This window comes from Pseudomonas sp. LABIM340 (assembly GCF_040017195.2).
In the GTDB taxonomy this organism is placed as follows: Bacteria; Pseudomonadota; Gammaproteobacteria; order Pseudomonadales; family Pseudomonadaceae; genus Pseudomonas.
On record NZ_CM200227.1, the window covers coordinates 4278378 to 4295711 of the forward strand.

Annotated in this window: 17 protein-coding genes and 1 pseudogene; 12 read left to right on the top strand and 6 right to left on the bottom strand. The window is 66.5% G+C overall.

Annotated features, from left to right (window positions below; genetic code table 11):
* Positions 1–121: 121 nt before the first annotated feature.
* From ABKS89_RS19445 to ABKS89_RS19480, 8 genes are all read left to right on the top strand, one after another.
* The gene (locus tag ABKS89_RS19445) at positions 122–667 is read left to right on the top strand and encodes a FixH family protein (protein ID WP_138214740.1); all 546 of its coding nucleotides are present in this window, start codon (positions 122–124) and stop codon (positions 665–667) included.
* Positions 664–3141, top strand: a complete 2478-nt coding sequence (locus tag ABKS89_RS19450) for a heavy metal translocating P-type ATPase (RefSeq protein WP_348586686.1) — start codon at positions 664–666, stop codon at positions 3139–3141. The genes ABKS89_RS19445 and ABKS89_RS19450 overlap by 4 nt, the downstream gene beginning before the upstream one ends.
* Before the next feature lies 1 nt (position 3142).
* Positions 3143–3364: a cbb3-type cytochrome oxidase assembly protein CcoS gene (gene ccoS, locus ABKS89_RS19455; RefSeq protein WP_138214742.1), complete on the top strand. Its 222-nt coding sequence runs from the start codon at positions 3143–3145 to the stop codon at positions 3362–3364.
* The gene (locus ABKS89_RS19460) at positions 3357–4082 is read left to right on the top strand and encodes a sulfite exporter TauE/SafE family protein (protein WP_348586688.1); all 726 of its coding nucleotides are present in this window, start codon (positions 3357–3359) and stop codon (positions 4080–4082) included. Before ccoS ends, ABKS89_RS19460 begins: the two co-directional genes overlap by 8 nt.
* Positions 4083–4154: 72 nt before the next feature.
* Positions 4155–5537 carry an oxygen-independent coproporphyrinogen III oxidase gene (gene hemN / locus ABKS89_RS19465; RefSeq protein ID WP_348586690.1) on the top strand — a complete coding sequence of 461 codons (1383 nt, stop codon included), beginning with the start codon at positions 4155–4157 and terminating at the stop codon, positions 5535–5537.
* Between the two features lie 258 nt (positions 5538–5795).
* Positions 5796–6530: a transcriptional regulator Anr gene (gene anr / locus ABKS89_RS19470; RefSeq protein ID WP_024763934.1), complete on the top strand. Its 735-nt coding sequence runs from the start codon at positions 5796–5798 to the stop codon at positions 6528–6530.
* Positions 6531–6645: 115 nt separating this feature from the next.
* Positions 6646–7194 carry an adenine phosphoribosyltransferase gene (locus tag ABKS89_RS19475; RefSeq protein WP_045209111.1) on the top strand — a complete coding sequence of 183 codons (549 nt, stop codon included), beginning with the start codon at positions 6646–6648 and terminating at the stop codon, positions 7192–7194.
* Positions 7195–7469: 275 nt separating this feature from the next.
* Positions 7470–8300: a metal-dependent hydrolase gene (locus tag ABKS89_RS19480; protein ID WP_081518556.1), complete on the top strand. Its 831-nt coding sequence runs from the start codon at positions 7470–7472 to the stop codon at positions 8298–8300.
* 161 nt (positions 8301–8461) lie between these two features.
* Here the strand turns inward: ABKS89_RS19480 and ABKS89_RS19485 are convergent, their stop codons facing one another.
* Together ABKS89_RS19485 and ABKS89_RS19490 are read right to left on the bottom strand one after the other, a co-directional pair.
* Positions 8462–8857, bottom strand: coding sequence for a GFA family protein (locus ABKS89_RS19485; RefSeq protein ID WP_348586692.1), 396 nt, complete (start codon positions 8855–8857; stop codon positions 8462–8464).
* A 28-nt stretch (positions 8858–8885) separates the two neighbouring features.
* Entirely contained in the window at positions 8886–9581 is a 696-nt protein-coding gene (locus ABKS89_RS19490; RefSeq protein ID WP_138214746.1) for a TetR family transcriptional regulator, read from the bottom strand.
* A 76-nt stretch (positions 9582–9657) separates the two neighbouring features.
* On the opposite strand from ABKS89_RS19490, the pseudogene ABKS89_RS19495 reads away from it, so the two are divergent.
* Together ABKS89_RS19495 and ABKS89_RS19500 are read left to right on the top strand one after the other, a co-directional pair.
* A pseudogene (locus ABKS89_RS19495) lies at positions 9658–11249 on the top strand (flavin-containing monooxygenase).
* On the top strand, positions 11246–12136 hold the full coding sequence (locus ABKS89_RS19500; protein WP_348586696.1) for an SDR family NAD(P)-dependent oxidoreductase: 891 nt from the start codon (positions 11246–11248) through the stop codon (positions 12134–12136). The pseudogene ABKS89_RS19495 and the gene ABKS89_RS19500 overlap by 4 nt, the downstream one beginning before the upstream one ends.
* A gap of 102 nt (positions 12137–12238) precedes the next feature.
* Here ABKS89_RS19500 and ABKS89_RS19505 read toward each other — a convergent pair whose 3' ends face one another.
* A complete protein-coding gene (locus ABKS89_RS19505; protein WP_348586698.1) occupies positions 12239–13051 on the bottom strand; it encodes a class I SAM-dependent methyltransferase in 813 nt (270 codons plus the stop codon).
* 29 nt (positions 13052–13080) lie between these two features.
* On the bottom strand, positions 13081–13353 hold the full coding sequence (locus tag ABKS89_RS19510) for a DUF4242 domain-containing protein (RefSeq protein ID WP_138214750.1): 273 nt from the start codon (positions 13351–13353) through the stop codon (positions 13081–13083).
* A gap of 184 nt (positions 13354–13537) precedes the next feature.
* Between ABKS89_RS19510 and ABKS89_RS19515 the strand changes: the two genes are divergently transcribed.
* Both ABKS89_RS19515 and ABKS89_RS19520 read left to right on the top strand, forming a co-directional pair.
* Positions 13538–14071, top strand: a complete 534-nt coding sequence (locus ABKS89_RS19515; protein ID WP_348586699.1) for an OsmC family protein — start codon at positions 13538–13540, stop codon at positions 14069–14071.
* A complete protein-coding gene (locus ABKS89_RS19520) occupies positions 14071–15060 on the top strand; it encodes an AraC family transcriptional regulator (protein ID WP_348586700.1) in 990 nt (329 codons plus the stop codon). Before ABKS89_RS19515 ends, ABKS89_RS19520 begins: the two co-directional genes overlap by 1 nt.
* Here ABKS89_RS19520 and ABKS89_RS19525 read toward each other — a convergent pair.
* Positions 15057–16205, bottom strand: a complete 1149-nt coding sequence (locus ABKS89_RS19525; RefSeq protein WP_348586702.1) for an acyl-CoA dehydrogenase family protein — start codon at positions 16203–16205, stop codon at positions 15057–15059. The two genes, ABKS89_RS19520 and ABKS89_RS19525, sit on opposite strands and share 4 nt — an antisense overlap.
* A gap of 75 nt (positions 16206–16280) precedes the next feature.
* Positions 16281–17249: a transcriptional regulator FtrA gene (gene ftrA, locus ABKS89_RS19530; RefSeq protein ID WP_348586704.1), complete on the bottom strand. Its 969-nt coding sequence runs from the start codon at positions 17247–17249 to the stop codon at positions 16281–16283.
* Positions 17250–17334: the final 85 nt, after the last annotated feature.

The following is a 17334-nucleotide window of genomic DNA, read 5'->3' on the forward strand; positions in this document are numbered from 1 at the left end:
TGAACGAATTGGCACCCCATGTTGCGCATGGGGTGCCAGTGCCGAACGAAGCACGTAGAATTTCGCCCGCCCCTTCACCGGGCAGCGCCCCTGCGGCACTGCCAGCGAGAGAAAAAAGACCATGCAATCGGCCATGAAAACGCCCGTGGAACCCTGGTACAAGCACCTCTGGCCGTGGATCATCATCGCCATGCTGGGCACCTCGATCGCCCTCAGCCTGACGATGGTCAACATCGCCGTGAATAATCAGGACTCCCTGGTCAGCGACAACTACTACGAGGCCGGCAAGGGCATCAACCGCTCCCTCGACCGCGAGCACCTGGCCCAGGAACTCAAGCTGCGCGCCAAGATCAGTTTCGACGAATTGACCGGCGAAGTGGACCTGCGCCTCACCGGCAACAGCCGTCCGGCCACGCTCACCCTGAACCTGCTCTCCCCTACCCTGGAGTCGCAGGACAAGCACCTGGAGCTGCGCGCCAGCCCTGCCGAGCCGGGCCGCTACACCGCCAGCCTGGATGCCGCCGTCAAGGGTCGCCGCTTCGTCGAACTGCTCGGCGAGGAGAACGGCAAGACCTGGCGTCTGTTCGAGGAAGAGAAAGTCGCCCCCGGCGGCTCCTTCGACCTCGGCGACGAGCCCCTCAGCGGAGATGAAGCCGAGCGCCCATGAGCGCCGCGCTGCTCTGTTACCACTGCGCGCTGCCGGTTCCCCCCGGCAGCCGCTTCGTTGCGCCCGTCCTGGGCGAGCCCCGCGAATTCTGCTGCCCCGGCTGCCAGGCCGTGGCCGAGGCCATCGTTGCCGGCGGCCTGGAAGGCTATTACCGCCACCGCACCGAAGCCGCACCCAACCCTGATGCCCTCCCCGAACAGCTCGCCGACGAGCTGAAGCTGTTCGACCGCCCCGACGTGCAGCAGCCCTTTGTCCAGCACCAGGGCGAACTGGCCGAGACCACCCTGATCATGGAAGGCATCAGCTGCGCCGCCTGCGGCTGGTTGATCGAAAAGCACCTCAAGGGCCTGCCTGCCGTCGCCGAGGCCGGCCTCAACCTGTCCAACCACCGCCTGCATGTGCGCTGGTCCGACAGCGAGCTGCCGCTGAGCGAACTGCTCGCCGAACTGCGCAAGATCGGCTACGCCGCCCACCCGTTCCAACCGGACCGCGCCGCCGAGCAGTTGCACCAGGAAAACCGCAAGTCCCTGCGCCAGCTGGGCGTCGCGGGCCTGCTGTGGTTCCAGGCGATGATGGCGACCATGGCCACCTGGCCGGAATTCAACATCGACCTGAGCCCCGAGCTGCACGAGATCCTGCGCTGGGTGGCGATGTTTCTCACCACACCCATCGTCTTCTACTCCTGCCAGCCGTTCTTCCGCGGCGCCGTGCGTGACCTGCGCACCCGCCACCTGACCATGGACGTCTCGGTGTCCCTGGCCATCGGCGGCGCCTACCTGGCCGGCATCTGGACCGCCGTCACCGGCCATGGCGACCTGTACTTCGACGCCGTCGGCATGTTCGCCCTGTTCCTGCTCGCTGGCCGCTACCTCGAACGCCGCGCCAGAGAACGCACCGCCGCCGCCACCGCGCAGCTGGTCAACCTGCTGCCCGCGTCCTGCCTGCGCCTGGATGACAGTGGCCAGAGCAGCCGCGTGCTGCTCCGCGAACTGAGCGTCGGCGACCGCGTGCTGGTGCAGCCCGGCGCGGTGATTCCTGCCGACGGCCTGATCCTCGAGGGCCAGTCCAGCGTCGATGAATCCCTGCTCACCGGCGAATACCTGCCGCAGGCACGCCAGAGCGGCGACAGCGTCACCGGCGGTACTCTCAACGTCGAAGGCCCGCTGACCGTGCAGGTCAAGGCGCTGGGCGGCGACAGCCGGCTGTCCGCCATCGTCCGCCTGCTGGAACGCGCCCAGTCGGACAAACCGCGCCTCGCCGAGCTGGCCGACAAGGCCGCGCAATGGTTCCTCATCGCTCTGCTGGTGCTCGCTGCCGTGGTCGGCCTGTTCTGGTGGCAGCACGACGCCTCCCGCGCCTTCTGGGTGGTCCTGGCGATGCTGGTGGCGACCTGCCCCTGCGCCCTGTCCCTGGCCACGCCAACCGCGCTGACTGCCGCCACCGGCAGCCTGCACAAGCTCGGCCTGCTGGTGACCCGCGGCCATGTGCTGGAAGGCCTGAACCACATCGACACGGTGATCTTCGACAAGACCGGCACCCTCACCGAAGGCCGCCTGACGCTGCGTGCGGTCCGGCCGCTGGGCGCGCTGGACAGCGATGCCTGTCTGGCCCTCGCCGCCGCGCTGGAGAACCGCTCCGAACACCCCATCGCCCGCGCCTTCGGCCGCGCACCGCAGCCTGCCGAGAATGTCGAGAGCCATCCCGGCCTGGGCCTGGAAGGCCTTGTGGGCGAGCGCCGCCTGCGTATCGGCGAGCCCTCGTTCGTCTGCGCCCTGAGTAACAGCGAAGCGCCCCAGCACCCGCAGGAGCCCGGCCAGTGGTTGCTACTGGGCGACGAAAGCGGTGCCCTCGCGTGGCTGGTGCTGGATGACCGCATCCGCGACGACGCCGCCGACCTGCTCGACGCCTGCCGCGCCCGCGGCTGGCGCACCCTGCTGCTGTCCGGCGACAGCTCGCCCATGGTCGGCCGCGTCGCCGCCGAACTGGGCATCGACGACTGTCGCGGCGGTCTGCGCCCGGACGACAAGCTCGAAGTGCTGCGCCAGCTGCATCAGGAAGGCCGCCGCGTGCTTATGCTGGGCGACGGCGTGAACGACGTGCCGGTCCTGGCCGCCGCCGACATCAGCGTCGCCATGGGGTCGGCCACTGATCTCGCCAAAACCAGCGCCGACGCCGTGCTGCTGTCCAACCGACTGGACAGCGTGGTGCAGGCCTTCTCCCTGGCCCGTCGCACGCGCCGGGTAATCATCGAGAACCTGGTCTGGGCGGGGCTGTACAATGGCCTCATGTTGCCCTTCGCCGCCCTCGGCTGGATCACGCCCGTGTGGGCCGCGGTGGGCATGTCGATCAGCTCGCTGACCGTGGTGCTCAACGCCCTGCGCCTGACCCGGCTGCCCAGGGGCGCCGGCGCCCCGCCAGCGACCACTGCCTTGCCCGTCGCCCCGCAAGCGGCGCAGGCGCTGCCACGGAGTTGAAATGCCCGCTCTCTACATCATGATCCCGGTCGCGGTGGTGATCGTCGGCATCTGCATCGCGATCTTCTTCTGGGCGGTGAACAGTGGCCAGTACGACGACCTGGACGGACCGGCCCACAGCATCCTGTTCGACGACGAAGATCCCAGGCACCAGGCCGGCATCGACGAAGCCGAGGGCGACGACACGCACACCAGCCAGAAGCAGGACAAGCGCGATGCCTGACCTGGCGCCGCTGCTGGCGTCTGCGCTGATCCTCGGCCTGCTCGGCGGCGGTCACTGCCTGGGTATGTGCGGCGGCCTGATGGGCGCGCTGACCATGGCCATTCCGCCAGAGCAGCGCGGGCGCCGCCTGCGCCTGCTGCTGGCCTACAACCTCGGCCGCATCCTCAGCTACGCCTGCGCCGGCCTGCTGCTCGGCCTTGCCGGCTGGGCCTTGGCGCGTACGCCGTTCGCCTCGGCGTTGCGGGTGATCGCCGGCCTACTGCTGATCGCCATGGGCCTGTACCTGGCCGGCTGGTGGAGCGGCCTGACCCGCATCGAAGCCCTGGGCCGCGGCCTGTGGAGGCACATCCAGCCCTTTGCCAGCCGCCTGCTGCCGGTCGCCACGCTGCCGCGCGCGCTGCTGCTCGGCGCACTCTGGGGCTGGCTGCCCTGCGGCCTGGTCTACAGCACCCTGCTCTGGGCCACCAGCCAGGGCTCGGCGGTAGACAGCGCCCTGTTGATGCTCGCCTTCGGCCTCGGCACCTGGCCGGTACTGCTCGCCACCGGGCTCGCCGCCGAGCGCATCACCACCCTGTTGCGCAAGCGCAGCGTGCGCATGGCCGGCGGTGTCCTGGTGATCCTCTTCGGCCTGTGGACCCTCCCCGGCCCGCACCAGGCCTGGATCATGGGCCACGACATGCACGCCAGCGCCGGTATTCCCCACCATAAAGCCGCTTGATACAGGTCAACAGGCCTCTGTCGGACTCTCCCTAGACTGCGCAGGAAAAGCTCGCCACCGGGGAACATCGGCATGCTCGACAATATTCGCTGGGACGCAGATCTGATACGCCGATACGATCTGTCCGGCCCGCGCTACACCTCCTATCCCACAGCCGTGCAGTTCCACGAAGGAGTCGGACCCTTCGACCTGCTGCACGCGCTGCGCGATAGCCAGAAGGCCCAGCGCCCGCTCTCGCTCTACGTGCACGTCCCGTTCTGCGCGAACATCTGCTACTACTGCGCCTGCAACAAGGTCATCACCAAGGATCGTGGCCGCAGCGCCCCCTACCTCGCCCGTCTGATCCACGAAATCGAGATCGTCAGTCGTCACCTGGGTCGCCAGCAGCAAGTCGAGCAGCTGCATTTCGGTGGAGGTACCCCGACCTTCCTGAGCCCCGGCCAGCTGCGCGAGCTGATGGCGCAACTGCGCACGCACTTCCACTTCGTCGAGGGCGACTTCGGCGACTACGGCATCGAGATCGACCCGCGCGAGGCCGACTGGTCGACCATGGGCCTGCTCCGCGAGCTGGGCTTCAACCGCGCCAGCATCGGCGTGCAGGACTTCAATCTGGAAGTGCAACAGGCGATCAACCGCCTGCAGAGCCTCGACGAGACCCGCGCCATCATCGATGCGGCGCGCACGCTGCAATTCCGCTCGATCAACATCGACCTGATCTACGGCCTGCCCCGGCAGACCCCGGACACCTTCGCCCACACCGTCGAGCAGGTCATCGCCCTGCAGCCCAACCGATTGTCCGTATTCAACTACGCGCACCTCCCCGAGCGCTTCCCGCCGCAGCGGCGGATCAAGGCCGAGGACCTGCCCTCCCCCGGGCAGAAACTGGAGATGCTGCAACGCACCACCGAGCAACTGGAAGCCGCCGGCTACCGCTACATCGGCATGGACCACTTCGCCCTGCCGGACGACGAGCTGGCCATGGCCCAGGAAGACGGCACTCTGCAGCGCAACTTCCAGGGCTACACCACCCACGGTCACTGCGACCTGGTGGGCCTCGGGGTTTCCTCGATCAGCCAGATCGGCGATCTCTACTGCCAGAACAGCAATGACATTGCCGACTACCAGAACACCCTCGACCAGGGCCAGCTCGCCACGCGCCGCGGCCTGCACTGCAACAAGGACGACCTGATCCGCCGCGCAGTGATTCAGCAGCTGATCTGCCATTTCCAGCTGGACTTCGAGGACATCGAGGACCTCTACAACATCGACTTCCGTGGCTACTTCGCGGAAATCTGGGACGACCTCGAACGCTTCGCCCGCGACGGCCTGATCACCCTCGGCCCGCGCGGTATCGATGTGAACGCTTCCGGCCGTTTGCTGGTGCGCTCGCTGTGCATGCTGTTCGATCGCTACCTACCGATGCAGAACCTGCAACGCTTCTCGCGGGTCATCTGACCCGTGGGTTCCCTACCGCACGACCGACGGTACGGGGCCAACTGTCGCACCCATTGCTACAGGATATGTCTGTAGCCCCAAGGTGTAGGAACAGCCCTGAACCGGCACTTTTCGAAAGGATTCGAGACCGCTCCAACCACTACGAAACCCTCATCCCCATCGCTGGAACCAGCGATTCAGACAGGTCGCCAACTGGCGCGCGACTTGCGGTCTGCGGTACCCTTGGTTTTTGTGTGCCATCCCATTCAAGGAACACTCATGGCCGAAACCATCAAAGTGCGCGCCCTGCCCCAGGCGCACTGCAAGGATTGCAGCCTGGCTCCCCTCTGCCTGCCCCTGTCGCTCAACCACAGCGACATGGACGCTCTCGATGAAATCGTCAAACGCGGCCGCCCACTAAAAAAGGGCGAGTTCCTGTTCCGCCAGGGCGATGCCTTCGGCTCTGTCTTCGCCGTGCGCTCCGGCGCCCTGAAGACCTTCAGCATCACCGACGGCGGTGAAGAGCAGATCACCGGCTTCCACCTGCCCAGCGAGCTGGTCGGCCTGTCCGGCATGGACACCGAGAGCTACCCGGTATCGGCCCAGGCCCTGGAAACCACGTCGGTCTGCGAGATTCCCTTCGAACGCCTGGACGAGCTGTCCGAGCAACTGCCGCAGCTGCGCCGCCAGCTGCTGCGCGTGATGAGCCGCGAAATCCGCGACGACCAGCAGATGATGATGCTGCTGTCGAAGAAGACCGCCGACGAGCGCATCGCCACCTTCCTGGTGAACCTCTCCGCGCGCTTCCGCGCCCGAGGCTTCTCGGCCCAGCAGTTCCGCCTGGCCATGTCGCGCAACGAGATCGGCAACTACCTGGGCCTGGCGGTGGAAACCGTCTCCCGCGTGTTCACCCGCTTCCAGCAGAACGGCCTGATCGCCGCCGAAGGCAAGGAAGTGCACATCCTCGATTCCATCGAGCTGTGCGCACTGGCCGGCGGCCAGCTGGAAAGCTGACAGACACGAAAGCTGACCTATTGGTTGACTTTCCGGTCATCGAAAACGGGCTCGCCGACTGGCGGGCCCGTTATACTTTGGCCTCTGCAAAAACCGCATCAGGTGCACATCCAGCATGATCCTCAACCAACTCGACCTGAAGTCCGTGATCCGTGCCGTTCCCGACTTTCCCAAGCCCGGCGTCATGTTCCGCGACATCACCCCGCTGTTCCAGTCGCCGCGAGCCCTGCGCTTCGTCGCCGACAGCTTCATCCAGCGCTACGTCGAGGCCGACTTCACCCACATCGGCGCCATGGATGCGCGCGGCTTCCTGATCGGTTCGATCATCGCCTACGAGCTGAACAAGCCCCTGGTGCTGTTCCGCAAGCGCGGCAAACTGCCGGCCGACGTGCTGGCCCAGGCTTACGAGACCGAGTACGGCGAAGCCCTGCTGGAAGTCCACGCCGACAGCCTGTGCGAAGGCGACAGCGTGCTGATCTTCGATGACCTGATCGCCACCGGCGGCACCCTGCTGGCCGCGGCGCAACTGGTGCGCCGCATGGGTGCCAGCGTATTCGAGGCCGCCGCGATCATCGACCTGCCGGAGCTGGGCGGTTCGACCAAGCTCAACGACGCGCAGATCCCCACCTACAGCCTGACTGCCTTCGCCCTCGACGAGCAGTGACAGACCGCTGTCGGTAGAAACGGGCGCTTCGGCGCCCGTTTTCGTTTCCGCCCTCCCCACCTCTCAGACGCCCCATCCAATGGCTGGTCGTGACCCGCTTGGCCTGATTCGACCCCGCCACGGCCACATATGACCTTTCGATTGTCCGACAAGACTCCGAACATGACATCAGCTAATGACACATTACGAGGTGGCATAGCGAACTAACGACAGGGCTTGCCTGGGTCGCCGCCCCTGCCGCGCGCGCCCTCCCGCACAACAAGAAGGAGTTAGTCATGAACGCCAGCACCACGCCGATCCGCGCCAATTTCCCGGTCCGCCGCATGGATTTCAGCTTCAGCGAAACGCCGAAATACTGGTGGGACGGGCAACCCTTCATGACCCACTTCATGAACAACCTGTCCTCGCTGTTCCCCTACGGCGAGAAGTTCTTCGTCGACAGCGTGCGCGCCGTGCGCGAGCGCATCCAGGACCCGCAGCTGCAGAAGGACGTCAGCGCCTTCATCGGCCAGGAAGCCATGCACTCCAAGGAGCACGCGGCCTACAACGAGTACGCCGACGAGCACGGCATCGACCTGGAAACCCTGGAGCTGCGCATCAAGGTGCTGCTCGAATCCATCAGCAAGGTCACCACCAAAAAGCACCAGCTGGCGATCACCTGCGCCCTGGAACACTTCACCGCGACCATGGCCGAGCAGCTGCTCAAGCGTGAAGACCTGAGCAGCCAGATGAAGTCGGACAAGATGTACAAGCTGTGGATGTGGCACGCCGTCGAGGAGAACGAGCACAAGGCGGTGGCCTACGACGTCTACCAGCAGGTCTATGGCGGCTACTTCACCCGTACCGCGGTGATGCTGCTGACCACCGGGATCTTCCTCGGCGTCATCGCCGGTTTCCAGATCAACCTGCTGCGCCGCGACGGCCAGCTGTTCAACTGGCGCAGCTGGAAACACGGCCTGGGCGTGCTGCTGCACCCGCGCCGCGGCTACTTCGTCAACCTGATCCGCCCGTGGCTGGACTATTTCCGCCCCGGCTTCCACCCCTTCGACCATGACACCAAGGCGCTGGAAACCCGCTGGAAGGAAACGCTGGATTTCGCCGGCTGAGTTCTGTGCAGCAACGAAAACGCCAGGCAATCGCCTGGCGTTTTTCATTGTGGGGCACGTAGGACTCTGGTGACGGGTGCAGCGGCGTCAACTTGTAGGAGCGGGCCATGCCCGCGATCGCGCGCATGGCGCGCTCCTACAGGTATCAACCGACGCCGGCGTCAGCCCTCCTGCTTGCGCGGCAGATCATCCACCGTGTCGAACCACGACAGCTGCGACGAACACCAGACATGACATTGCGGCTCGATCAGTTCCGGCTCATCCAGGGTCACGGTATTGAGCCCCACCGTCTCGCCGTCGCGCACGCGGAACTCCATCGGTGTACCGCATTTCACGCAGAAGCGCCGTTCGCCGTCCTCACTGGAACGCCACATTCCCAGCTCCCCGGCGATGTAGGCGAAGCCCGTCAGTGGAATCACCGCCCAGGGCACCGCCGGCGCGGCATTGGATTTCTGGCAGATGCGGCAATGGCAGTAACCGGTCTCTTCCGGCTCGGCATCCACCCGGTAACGCACCGCGCCGCAGGCGCAGCCGCCGAACAGGGGCAAAGGCAACATGGCGGATCTCCACGGGACGACAGAAGAGTCACAGCCTAGCCAGCATGCCAAAGGTCTGCAGCACCGCGACACCGGTGAAGAGCAACAGGATTTGTCGTTCGGCCAGGGCGCAGACTTCCCCGCGCTGCTCCGGCGGGCGCTCGAGATAATCCAGCGACTGCTGGAACAACTGCCGGCTGATCAGCCGCGAGAGCTGGTTCAGCTCGTTCTCGTCGATGTCCGGCAGCAGGTGGAACTGGCGGATGTCCTCGGCCATGTCCTCGCCAAACTCGTCCATCACTCGCGCCAACGCCTCGCGCAACACCGGCGACGGTCCGTGCAGCTCGCGCACGCCAATGATGAAGGCCTGCGGATTGCCTTCCACGAAGTCGAAGAACAACCGCACGGTCTCCCGCGTCACCCGCTGGCCACGCTCCAGGTCCAGGCCGAAAGGCACGCTGGCCGCGCCCTCCCCCGGTTGCGCGCGCTCGGCAGCCTCACGGCGCAGGTCGCGCAGCGGCTGGCGCAGCTGGGTGGCGATGTCGCGGATGATCGCCAGGCCCAGGTCATCCACGTCACCGAAGTGCCGGTAGAAGGTATTCGGGTTCAGCCCTGCTTCGCGCGCCAGCTCGCGCAGCCCCAGGCTGCTCAGGCTGCGCCGGCTGGCCGCCAGGCGCAGCGCCGCGTCGATCAGCGCGCGCTTGCCGGCGGCCTCCGCTGGCCGTTCTTCCTGTCCGATTTCCATGTGTCTGGCGCCCGGCCCCACCTAAGGTTGGTTGTTCCTGCGGTATACAGATGTCTACATTCCACCACGTAGACAGTTGTATACGCCAGCAATAATCATAACAGGAGCGTGGCCATGAGTACGGTTGTGAGTACCCAACCAAAGACTGCCCCCAGACACTGCAAGGTCGCCATCATCGGCACCGGGTTTTCCGGGCTGGGCATGGCGATACGCCTGAAGCAGGAAGGCGAGAACGACTTCCTGCTGTTCGAAAAGGATGCCGGCGTCGGTGGCACCTGGCGGGTCAACAACTACCCGGGCTGCGCCTGCGACGTGCAATCCCACGTCTATTCCTTCTCCTTCGAGCCGAACCCGGACTGGACGCGCATGTTCGCCCGCCAGCCGGAAATCCGCGCCTACCTGGAGAAGTGCTGGGCGAAGTACCGCCTGGAAGACAAGACGCTGCTCAACACCGAGATGGCGCGTTTCGAGTGGAACGAGGAGCAGCAGCTCTGGCACCTGTTCGACGCCGCCGGCAACCACTACACCGCCAAGGCCGTGGTCTCGGGCATGGGCGCCCTGTCGATCCCCTCGATCCCCGCGCTCAAGGGCCTGGAGAACTTCCAGGGCAAGGCCTTCCACTCCCAGCAGTGGGACCATGACTACGACCTCAAGGGCAAGCGCGTCGCGGTGATCGGCACCGGCGCCTCGGCGATCCAGTTCGTCCCGGAAATCCAGCCACTGGTGGCCAAGCTCGACCTCTACCAGCGCACCGCGCCGTGGATCCTGCCCAAGCCGGACCGAGCCATCAGCGACAAGGAGCGTGCGCGCTTCCGCCACTTCCCGGCTGTGCAGAAGCTCTGGCGCGGCGCGCTCTACAGCATGCTTGAAGGCCGCGTACTGGGCTTCACCTTCGCGCCCTGGGCAATGAAGCTGGTGGGCAAGCTGGCCGAACGCTTCATCCGCCAGCAGGTCAAGGACCCGGACCTGCGCCGCAAGCTGACCCCGGACTACACCATCGGCTGCAAGCGCGTGCTCATGTCGCACAACTACTACCCGGCGCTGGCGGCCTCCAACTCCTCGGTGATCGTCGACGGCATCCGCGAGATCAAGGCCGGCAGCATCATCACCAGCGATGGCCGCGAGCGTCAGGTGGACGCGATCATCTTCGGCACCGGCTTCACCGCCAACGACCCGATCCCACGCGGCGTGGTGTTCGGCCGGGGCGGCGTGGACCTGCTCGACACCTGGAAGAACGGCCCGGAAGCCTACAAGGGCACCATGACCCGCGGCTTCCCCAACCTGTTCTTCCTCATGGGCCCGAACACCGGCCTGGGCCATAACTCGATGGTCTACATGATCGAATCGCAGATCGCCTACGTGCTGGGCGCCATCAAACTGATGGATCGCCGCGAGCTGCTGAGCGTCGAAGTGAAGGAAGACGTGCAGGAACGCTGGAACGAGAAGCTGCAGCGCGGCCTCAACCACAGCGTATGGAACACCGGCGGCTGCAAGAGCTGGTACCTGCACCCGGTGAGCGGACGCAACTGCACCCTGTGGCCGGGCTTCACCTGGCGCTTCCGCGCGCTGACCAGCCAGTTCGACCCCGGCGCCTATCATCTGAAGGCCAAACCCCTGAGCAGCCCTGTCGTCCAACCGCAACGCCACGCCGAGGAGGTGCCGGCATGAAGAACTTCGAGAACAAGGTCGCCGCCATCACCGGCGCAGGCTCCGGCATCGGCCGTGCCCTGGCCGTGGAACTGGCCTCCCGTGGTTGCCACCTGGCCCTGGCGGACGTGAATGCCGCAGGCCTGGAGGAAACCCGCCAACTGCTCTCCTCCTCCGGTGTGCGGGTGTCCGTCGACACGGTGAACGTCGCCGACCGCGAACAGGTGCACGCCTGGGCCGACAAGGCCGCCCGCGAGCACGGCAAGGTCAACCTGGTGTTCAACAACGCCGGCGTCGCCCATGCCGGCACCGTGGAAGCCAGCGACTACGAGGAGTACGAGTGGATCACCAACATCAACTTCTGGGGCGTGGTCTACGGCACCAAGGCCTTCCTGCCGCACCTGAAGGTTTCCGGTGACGGCCACATCGTCAACGTCTCCAGCGTGTTCGGCCTGTTCTCCCAGCCGGGCATGAGCGCCTACAACGCCACCAAGTTCGCCGTGCGCGGCTTCACCGAGTCGCTGCGCCAGGAGCTGGACATGGAGCGCGGCGGTGTCTCCGCCAGCTGCGTGCACCCCGGCGGGATCAAGACCAACATCGCCAAGACCGCGCGCATGAACGACAGCATGATCAAGGTCACCGGGCAGAACGCGGAAGCGGCGCGCACCCAGTTCAACGACCAGTTGCTGCGCACCACTCCGCAGAAGGCCGCGCAGGTGATCATTCGCGGCGTGGAGCGCGATTCGCGGCGCATCCTGATCGGCCCTGATGCCCACGCCATCGACGTGATGCTGCGCCTGCTGCCGGTCTGGTACCAGAAGGTGGTCACCGGCAGCATGAAGCTGGCCAAGCGCTTCGCTCCCAAGCCCAAGCGCAAGTCCGCCGCCGAGGGCTACGAGGCCAAGTAACGCGTCATTCCCAAGAGTCCCTTTTTCCCTGTCGGGCCGGCGCCCATCCCCCTTACCCCCGGATGGGCGCCGTTTTTTTCAGGGATCAATGCCGGGCAGCGATCACCGACGGGTCAGCACCACCTCCAGATATTCGCTGGGCACCACGAGCGACGAGGGGCCCGCGCGATTGCTCGCTTCGAGCAGTTGCGTCAGGTCACGCTCCAGCAACTTCCCATCCGCTTCCGGCAGGTTGGCAAAAGCCTTGTGCAGCGGGCCGTACCAGTCGCGGAAGACCTCGATGAAATGCGCGGCGGAGCGATAGCGGAAGTTGAAGACCTGCCGCGTCGCGCGCAACTCGCCGATCGAGTCGCCGAACAGTTCGTGCAGATGTTCCTCCCGTCCCCACGCGGACGGCGGACGCACACCCGGCGCCGGCGGGATATACCCCGAAAGCACCTTGAATACCTGGCCGATGAAACCCTCGGGCGTCCAGTTGGCCAGGCCGATGCGCCCGCCGGAACGGCAGACCCGCGCCAGTTCCGCCGCGGCTTTCGGCTGGTCGGGGGTGAACATCACACCGAAGGTCGAGACCACCGCATCGAAGCTGCCGGCTTCGAAGGGCAGCGCCTCGGCATCGGCCTCGCGGAACTCCACGGCCAGATGCTCGGCACGGGCGCGCTCGGCGCCCAGCTCCAGCAAACGCGGCACGTAGTCGGTGGATATCACCCGGCATCCGCGCCGGGCGGCGGCCAGGGTGACGTTGCCGTTGCCGGCGGCGACGTCCAGTACGCGCTCGTCGCAGAGCAGGTCGCAGGCTTCGGCCAGGCGCTCGCCGACGATCTGCAGGGTGGTGCCGATCACGGCGTAGTCGCCGCTGGCCCAGGTGGCCATCTGGCGTTGTTTCAGGGCATTGAGGTCTACAGCGGTAGTCATTTGTGGTTCTCCTGACGGGCAAGGCGCGCTCATTCGGCGGTGGTCGGATCGAGGGTGGTGACGACCTGCGATATCCGGTTGGCCGGGAAGCCGCCCAGTCGCGCGTGCTCTCGCACGGCGGCTTCGTCGGGGGCTATGTACAGGCAATAGATGCGGTCTGCGACCACGTAGCTGTGCAACCACTGCACCTGCGGCCCCAGCTGGTTCAAGACCTTGCAGGACTTCTGCGCGATAGCCTGGAAATCGCGGGCGGTCAGGGCTCCGGCGCCGGGGATCTCGCGCTCAATAACGAACTTCGGCATGACACTCTCCATGGGTGGGCTGATGCGGGTACCGCGACATCCCGCACCTTCATGCTGCGCCGCGGCCTGGCCGCCGTCCTGCTCCAGCGTCGGCGTTGCCTGTCCGATCGTCCGGCGGCCCGCCACGGCTTCGCTTTCGCGCCCAGACTTCGACTGAGAACCTCGCCCCGGAGGCGCCCTTTCCATGAGCACGCAATCCATCCTCGCCGCCCAGCAGCGCCTGGAGCGTCTGGTGCGCCAGCGGCCGGGCATCGCCCAGGTCCGCGACGTCCCCGCCACCGCGCTCTGGGAAGGCGCCGGCAAGACACAGACGCGCCATCCGGACGGCAACCTGATCCATACCGACCTGCCGCAGGAACTGGGTGGCGATGGCGAGCGTGTCAGCCCGGGCTGGCTGCTGCGCGCCGCACTGGCCTCCTGCGCCGTCACGCGCATCGCCATGCTCGCGGCCGAACGTGGCCTGCAGCCGCAGCGGCTGGAGGCGCAAGTCACCAGCGACACCGACCTGCACGGCCTGCTCGGGCTGCCCCGCGAAGATGGCCAGCACATCCCCGCCGGCCCGCTGGCCATCCACGTGCAGGTCAGCATCAGCGTGCCGGGCGCTCCGGATGCAGAAGTACGCAAGATGGTCGAGCAGGCCATGCGCGTGTCTCCAATGCTCAGCGCGCTGGCCGAAGCCGTACCGGTGCACCTGGACATCGACAGCGGCGCCCACTGATGGATGCGTTGTCGGAAACTCTGCGCGTGGTCCGGCTGGTCGGCGCCATCTTCATCAATGCGCGCTTCACCGCGCCCTGGTGCTATCAATCGCCACGGGCGGATTCGGTGGTCGAACTGCTGGAACCCGGCGCCGAACAGGTGGTGATCTTCCACCTCATTACCGAGGGAGAGTGCTTCGTCGAGATGGGCAGGGCCGAGCCGGTGCGACTGGTGGCCGGCGACGCGGTGATCTTCCCCCAGGGCCACGCCCACCGCATGGCCTCGCAACCCGGCGTCCCACCCGCCACGGGAGCGCGACTGGACGCGGTGCTGGCCCGTCGGCCGCGCCAGCTGGCCTATGGCGGCGGCGGTGCGACGACGCGCCTGGTCTGCGGCTACCTCGCCTGCGACGCCCGGCTGGCGAGGCTGCTGCTCGCCGGGTTGCCGGCGCTGGTGAAGGTCAACGTGCGCGGCTCGGCTGCGGGTGCCTGGCTGGAATCCTCGGTGCGTTATGCGCTGGCCGAGGCGCGCTCACCCCGCCCCGGCGGGGCCGGCGTACTGGCCAAGCTGGCGGAGGTACTGTTCATCGAGGTGCTGCGCTTGTACATGGAGGAACAGGGCGAAGACCGCAGCGGCTGGCTGGCCGGGCTGCACGACCGCATCGTCGGCAGCGCCCTGGGCGCCCTGCACAAGTCACCAGCGCATCCCTGGAGCCTGGAGGAACTGGCGCGCTGCGCCGGTACTTCGCGCTCAGTGCTGGCCGAGCGCTTCCTCGGTCTGGTGGGCTGCCCGCCGATGCAGTACCTCACCCAGTGGCGCATGCTGCTGGCCGCCAACCTGCTGCGCGGCAGCAACGCCCCGCTGGCACGGATTGCCGAGGACGTCGGCTACCAGACAGACACGGCCTTCAGCCGCGCCTTTCGCCGTGAATACGGCTGCCCACCAGCGGCGTGGCGGCGCAGCCAGGCCGCCGGCGCTCGCCCATCCCTGTGGGAGCCTCTCCGTTAGAGCCCCATCTGCTTGGCGATGATCTCGTTCATGATCTCCCGCGTGCCGCCGCCGATGGAGAGAATGCGGTTGTCGCGGTACAGCCGCTCCACCAGGCTCTCGCGCATGTAGCCCATGCCGCCCAGCACCTGCACCGCGTCGTAGGTCACCCGGTCGGCGACGTCGGTGGCGAAGTTCTTGGCCATGGAGATTTCCTTGATCACGCTCTTGCCCACAGCCATCTTCGCCGCCTGGCGGTAGGTGAACTCGCGGGACACTTCGACCTGAGTGGCCATTTCCGCCAGCCGGTGCTTGATCACCTGGAACTTGCCGACCGGCTTGCCGAATGCCTCGCGCTCGCGGCTCCAGGCCAGCGCCTCGTCCAGCGCCAGCTGCGCGGTCATGTTGGCCATGATCGCCAGCGCCAGGCGCTCGCTCTGGAAGTTCGCCATGATGCAGGCGAAGCCCATGTTCTCCGCGCCGATGAGGTTCTCCACCGGCACCTTGCAGTCATCGAAGAACAGCTCGGCGGTGTCCGACGCCCACCAGCCCATCTTCTTCAGCTTGCGGCTCACGGTGAAGCCCGGCGTGCCCTTATCCACCAGCAGCAGGCTGACGCCGCCGAAGCCATCGCCGCCGGTGCGCACGGCCACGGTGTAGTAGTCGGCGCGCACACCGCTGGTGATGAAGGTCTTGCTGCCGCTTACGCGATAGTGGTCACCGTCGCGCACGGCGCGGGTCTTCAGGCTGGCGACGTCGGAACCGCCGGACGGCTCGGTGACCGCCAGCGCCATGATCTTCTCGCCGGCCAGTACCTGCGGCGCGATCCGCTCGCGCAGCTCCGGGCGGCCCCACTTGATCAGCGGCGGCAGGCCGATATCCAGCGAGCCCAGCCCCGCCACCAGTCCACCGGAACCACAGCGCATCAGCTCCTCGCTGGCCGCCACCTTGGCGAACAGGTCGCCCTCGTGGCTGCCGCCAAGCGCTTCGGGATAGCCGATGCCGAGGATGCCGGCCTCGCCCGCCTTGCGGTACAGCTCGCGGGGAAACTCCTCGGCTTCCTCCCAGTCGGCGACGTGGGGCAGGATTTCACGCTCGACAAAGCGCCGAACGCTGTCGCGGACCAGGCGGTGGCTGTCATCGAAGTATTCGGCGAACACGGACATGGCAAGGCTCCAGACGGTTTGACTGAAACTTACCGAGCGCTTGCTTGGTTTTCAAGGCGAGACACCCGCCATCGGCTAGGACAGATGCGCCGTCCCGAACCGCTCGCGGTACGCCGAAGGCGCTACGCCCGCCGCACCACGGAAGGCATTGCGGAAGCTTTCCACGGTGCCGAAGCCGCATTGCTCGGCGATCCGCTCGATGCTGTCGGCGCTGCTTTCGAGCAATTCGCGGGCGCGCAGCATGCGCTCGTGCTGCAGCCAGGCCTTGGGCGTCATCCCCGTGGCTTCGCTGAAGCGGCGCAGGAAGGTGCGCTCGCTCATGGCTACACGGCTCGCCAGTTCGCCGACGCTGATCGACCGGTCCAGGCGTTGCCGGACCCAGTCCAGCAGCCCGGCGAGGTCATGCCGGGGCGCCTGTGCTACCGGTGCGGGGATGAACTGCGCCTGACCGCCAGCGCGTTGTGGCGACATCACCAGGCGCCGCGCGACGGTATTGGCAACCTGCGTACCGAAGTCCCGCGCCACCAGGTGCAGGCAGGCATCGATGCCCGCCGCACTGCCGGCTGAGGTGATCAGTTGCCCGGCGTCCACATAGAGCACCTGGGCATCGACTTCGATGGCCGGGAAGCGCGTCGCCAGCTCCTCGGCATAGCGCCAGTGGGTGGTCGCTCGCTGGCCGTCCAGCAATCCCGTTGCGGCCAGGACGAAGACCCCGGAGCAGATCGACAGGAGCCGCGCGCCTTCGTCATGGGCCTTGCGCAGTGCCTGCACCAACTCGGCGGACGGTGCCTCAGTACGATCACGCCAGCCCGGCACGATGATCGTGCCTGCCGTGTCGAGCGACTCCAGCCCGCCGTCGGCGAATATGCGGATGCCGCCCAATGCGCGCATGGGCCCCTCATCGACGGCAACGACCCGGTGGCTGTACCAGGGGAAGTCGAACTCGGGACGCGGCAGGCCGAAGATTTCCACGGCGATGCCGAATTCGAAGGTGCACAGGCCGTCGTAAGCGAGCACGGCGACTTCCAGGGGATTGCGCGGCATTTGGCGGAAAACTTCCGATCACTGTCCAGTCCGCCACTGTAGCCGATCCGAAGGGCCCCATACAGTGCTCCCACTTTCCACAGGA

Excerpts from the sequence above, each read along its gene's own strand:
- ABKS89_RS19520 (WP_348586700.1), top strand. The coding sequence starts at position 14,071 with ATGGATGCGTTGTCGGAAACTCTGCGCGTGGTCCGGCTGGTCGGCGCC.
- hemN (WP_348586690.1), top strand. The coding sequence starts at position 4,155 with ATGCTCGACAATATTCGCTGGGACGCAGATCTGATACGCCGATACGAT.
- ABKS89_RS19490 (WP_138214746.1), bottom strand. The coding sequence starts at position 9,581 with ATGGAAATCGGACAGGAAGAACGGCCAGCGGAGGCCGCCGGCAAGCGC.
- ABKS89_RS19500 (WP_348586696.1), top strand. The coding sequence starts at position 11,246 with ATGAAGAACTTCGAGAACAAGGTCGCCGCCATCACCGGCGCAGGCTCC.
- ABKS89_RS19510 (WP_138214750.1), bottom strand. The coding sequence starts at position 13,353 with ATGCCGAAGTTCGTTATTGAGCGCGAGATCCCCGGCGCCGGAGCCCTG.
- ccoS (WP_138214742.1), top strand. The coding sequence starts at position 3,143 with ATGCCCGCTCTCTACATCATGATCCCGGTCGCGGTGGTGATCGTCGGC.
- ABKS89_RS19505 (WP_348586698.1), bottom strand. The coding sequence starts at position 13,051 with ATGACTACCGCTGTAGACCTCAATGCCCTGAAACAACGCCAGATGGCC.
- anr (WP_024763934.1), top strand. The coding sequence starts at position 5,796 with ATGGCCGAAACCATCAAAGTGCGCGCCCTGCCCCAGGCGCACTGCAAG.
- ABKS89_RS19450 (WP_348586686.1), top strand. The coding sequence starts at position 664 with ATGAGCGCCGCGCTGCTCTGTTACCACTGCGCGCTGCCGGTTCCCCCC.
- ABKS89_RS19475 (WP_045209111.1), top strand. The coding sequence starts at position 6,646 with ATGATCCTCAACCAACTCGACCTGAAGTCCGTGATCCGTGCCGTTCCC.
- ftrA (WP_348586704.1), bottom strand. The coding sequence starts at position 17,249 with ATGCCGCGCAATCCCCTGGAAGTCGCCGTGCTCGCTTACGACGGCCTG.
- ABKS89_RS19445 (WP_138214740.1), top strand. The coding sequence starts at position 122 with ATGCAATCGGCCATGAAAACGCCCGTGGAACCCTGGTACAAGCACCTC.
- ABKS89_RS19485 (WP_348586692.1), bottom strand. The coding sequence starts at position 8,857 with ATGTTGCCTTTGCCCCTGTTCGGCGGCTGCGCCTGCGGCGCGGTGCGT.
- ABKS89_RS19460 (WP_348586688.1), top strand. The coding sequence starts at position 3,357 with ATGCCTGACCTGGCGCCGCTGCTGGCGTCTGCGCTGATCCTCGGCCTG.
- ABKS89_RS19525 (WP_348586702.1), bottom strand. The coding sequence starts at position 16,205 with ATGTCCGTGTTCGCCGAATACTTCGATGACAGCCACCGCCTGGTCCGC.
- ABKS89_RS19515 (WP_348586699.1), top strand. The coding sequence starts at position 13,538 with ATGAGCACGCAATCCATCCTCGCCGCCCAGCAGCGCCTGGAGCGTCTG.
- ABKS89_RS19480 (WP_081518556.1), top strand. The coding sequence starts at position 7,470 with ATGAACGCCAGCACCACGCCGATCCGCGCCAATTTCCCGGTCCGCCGC.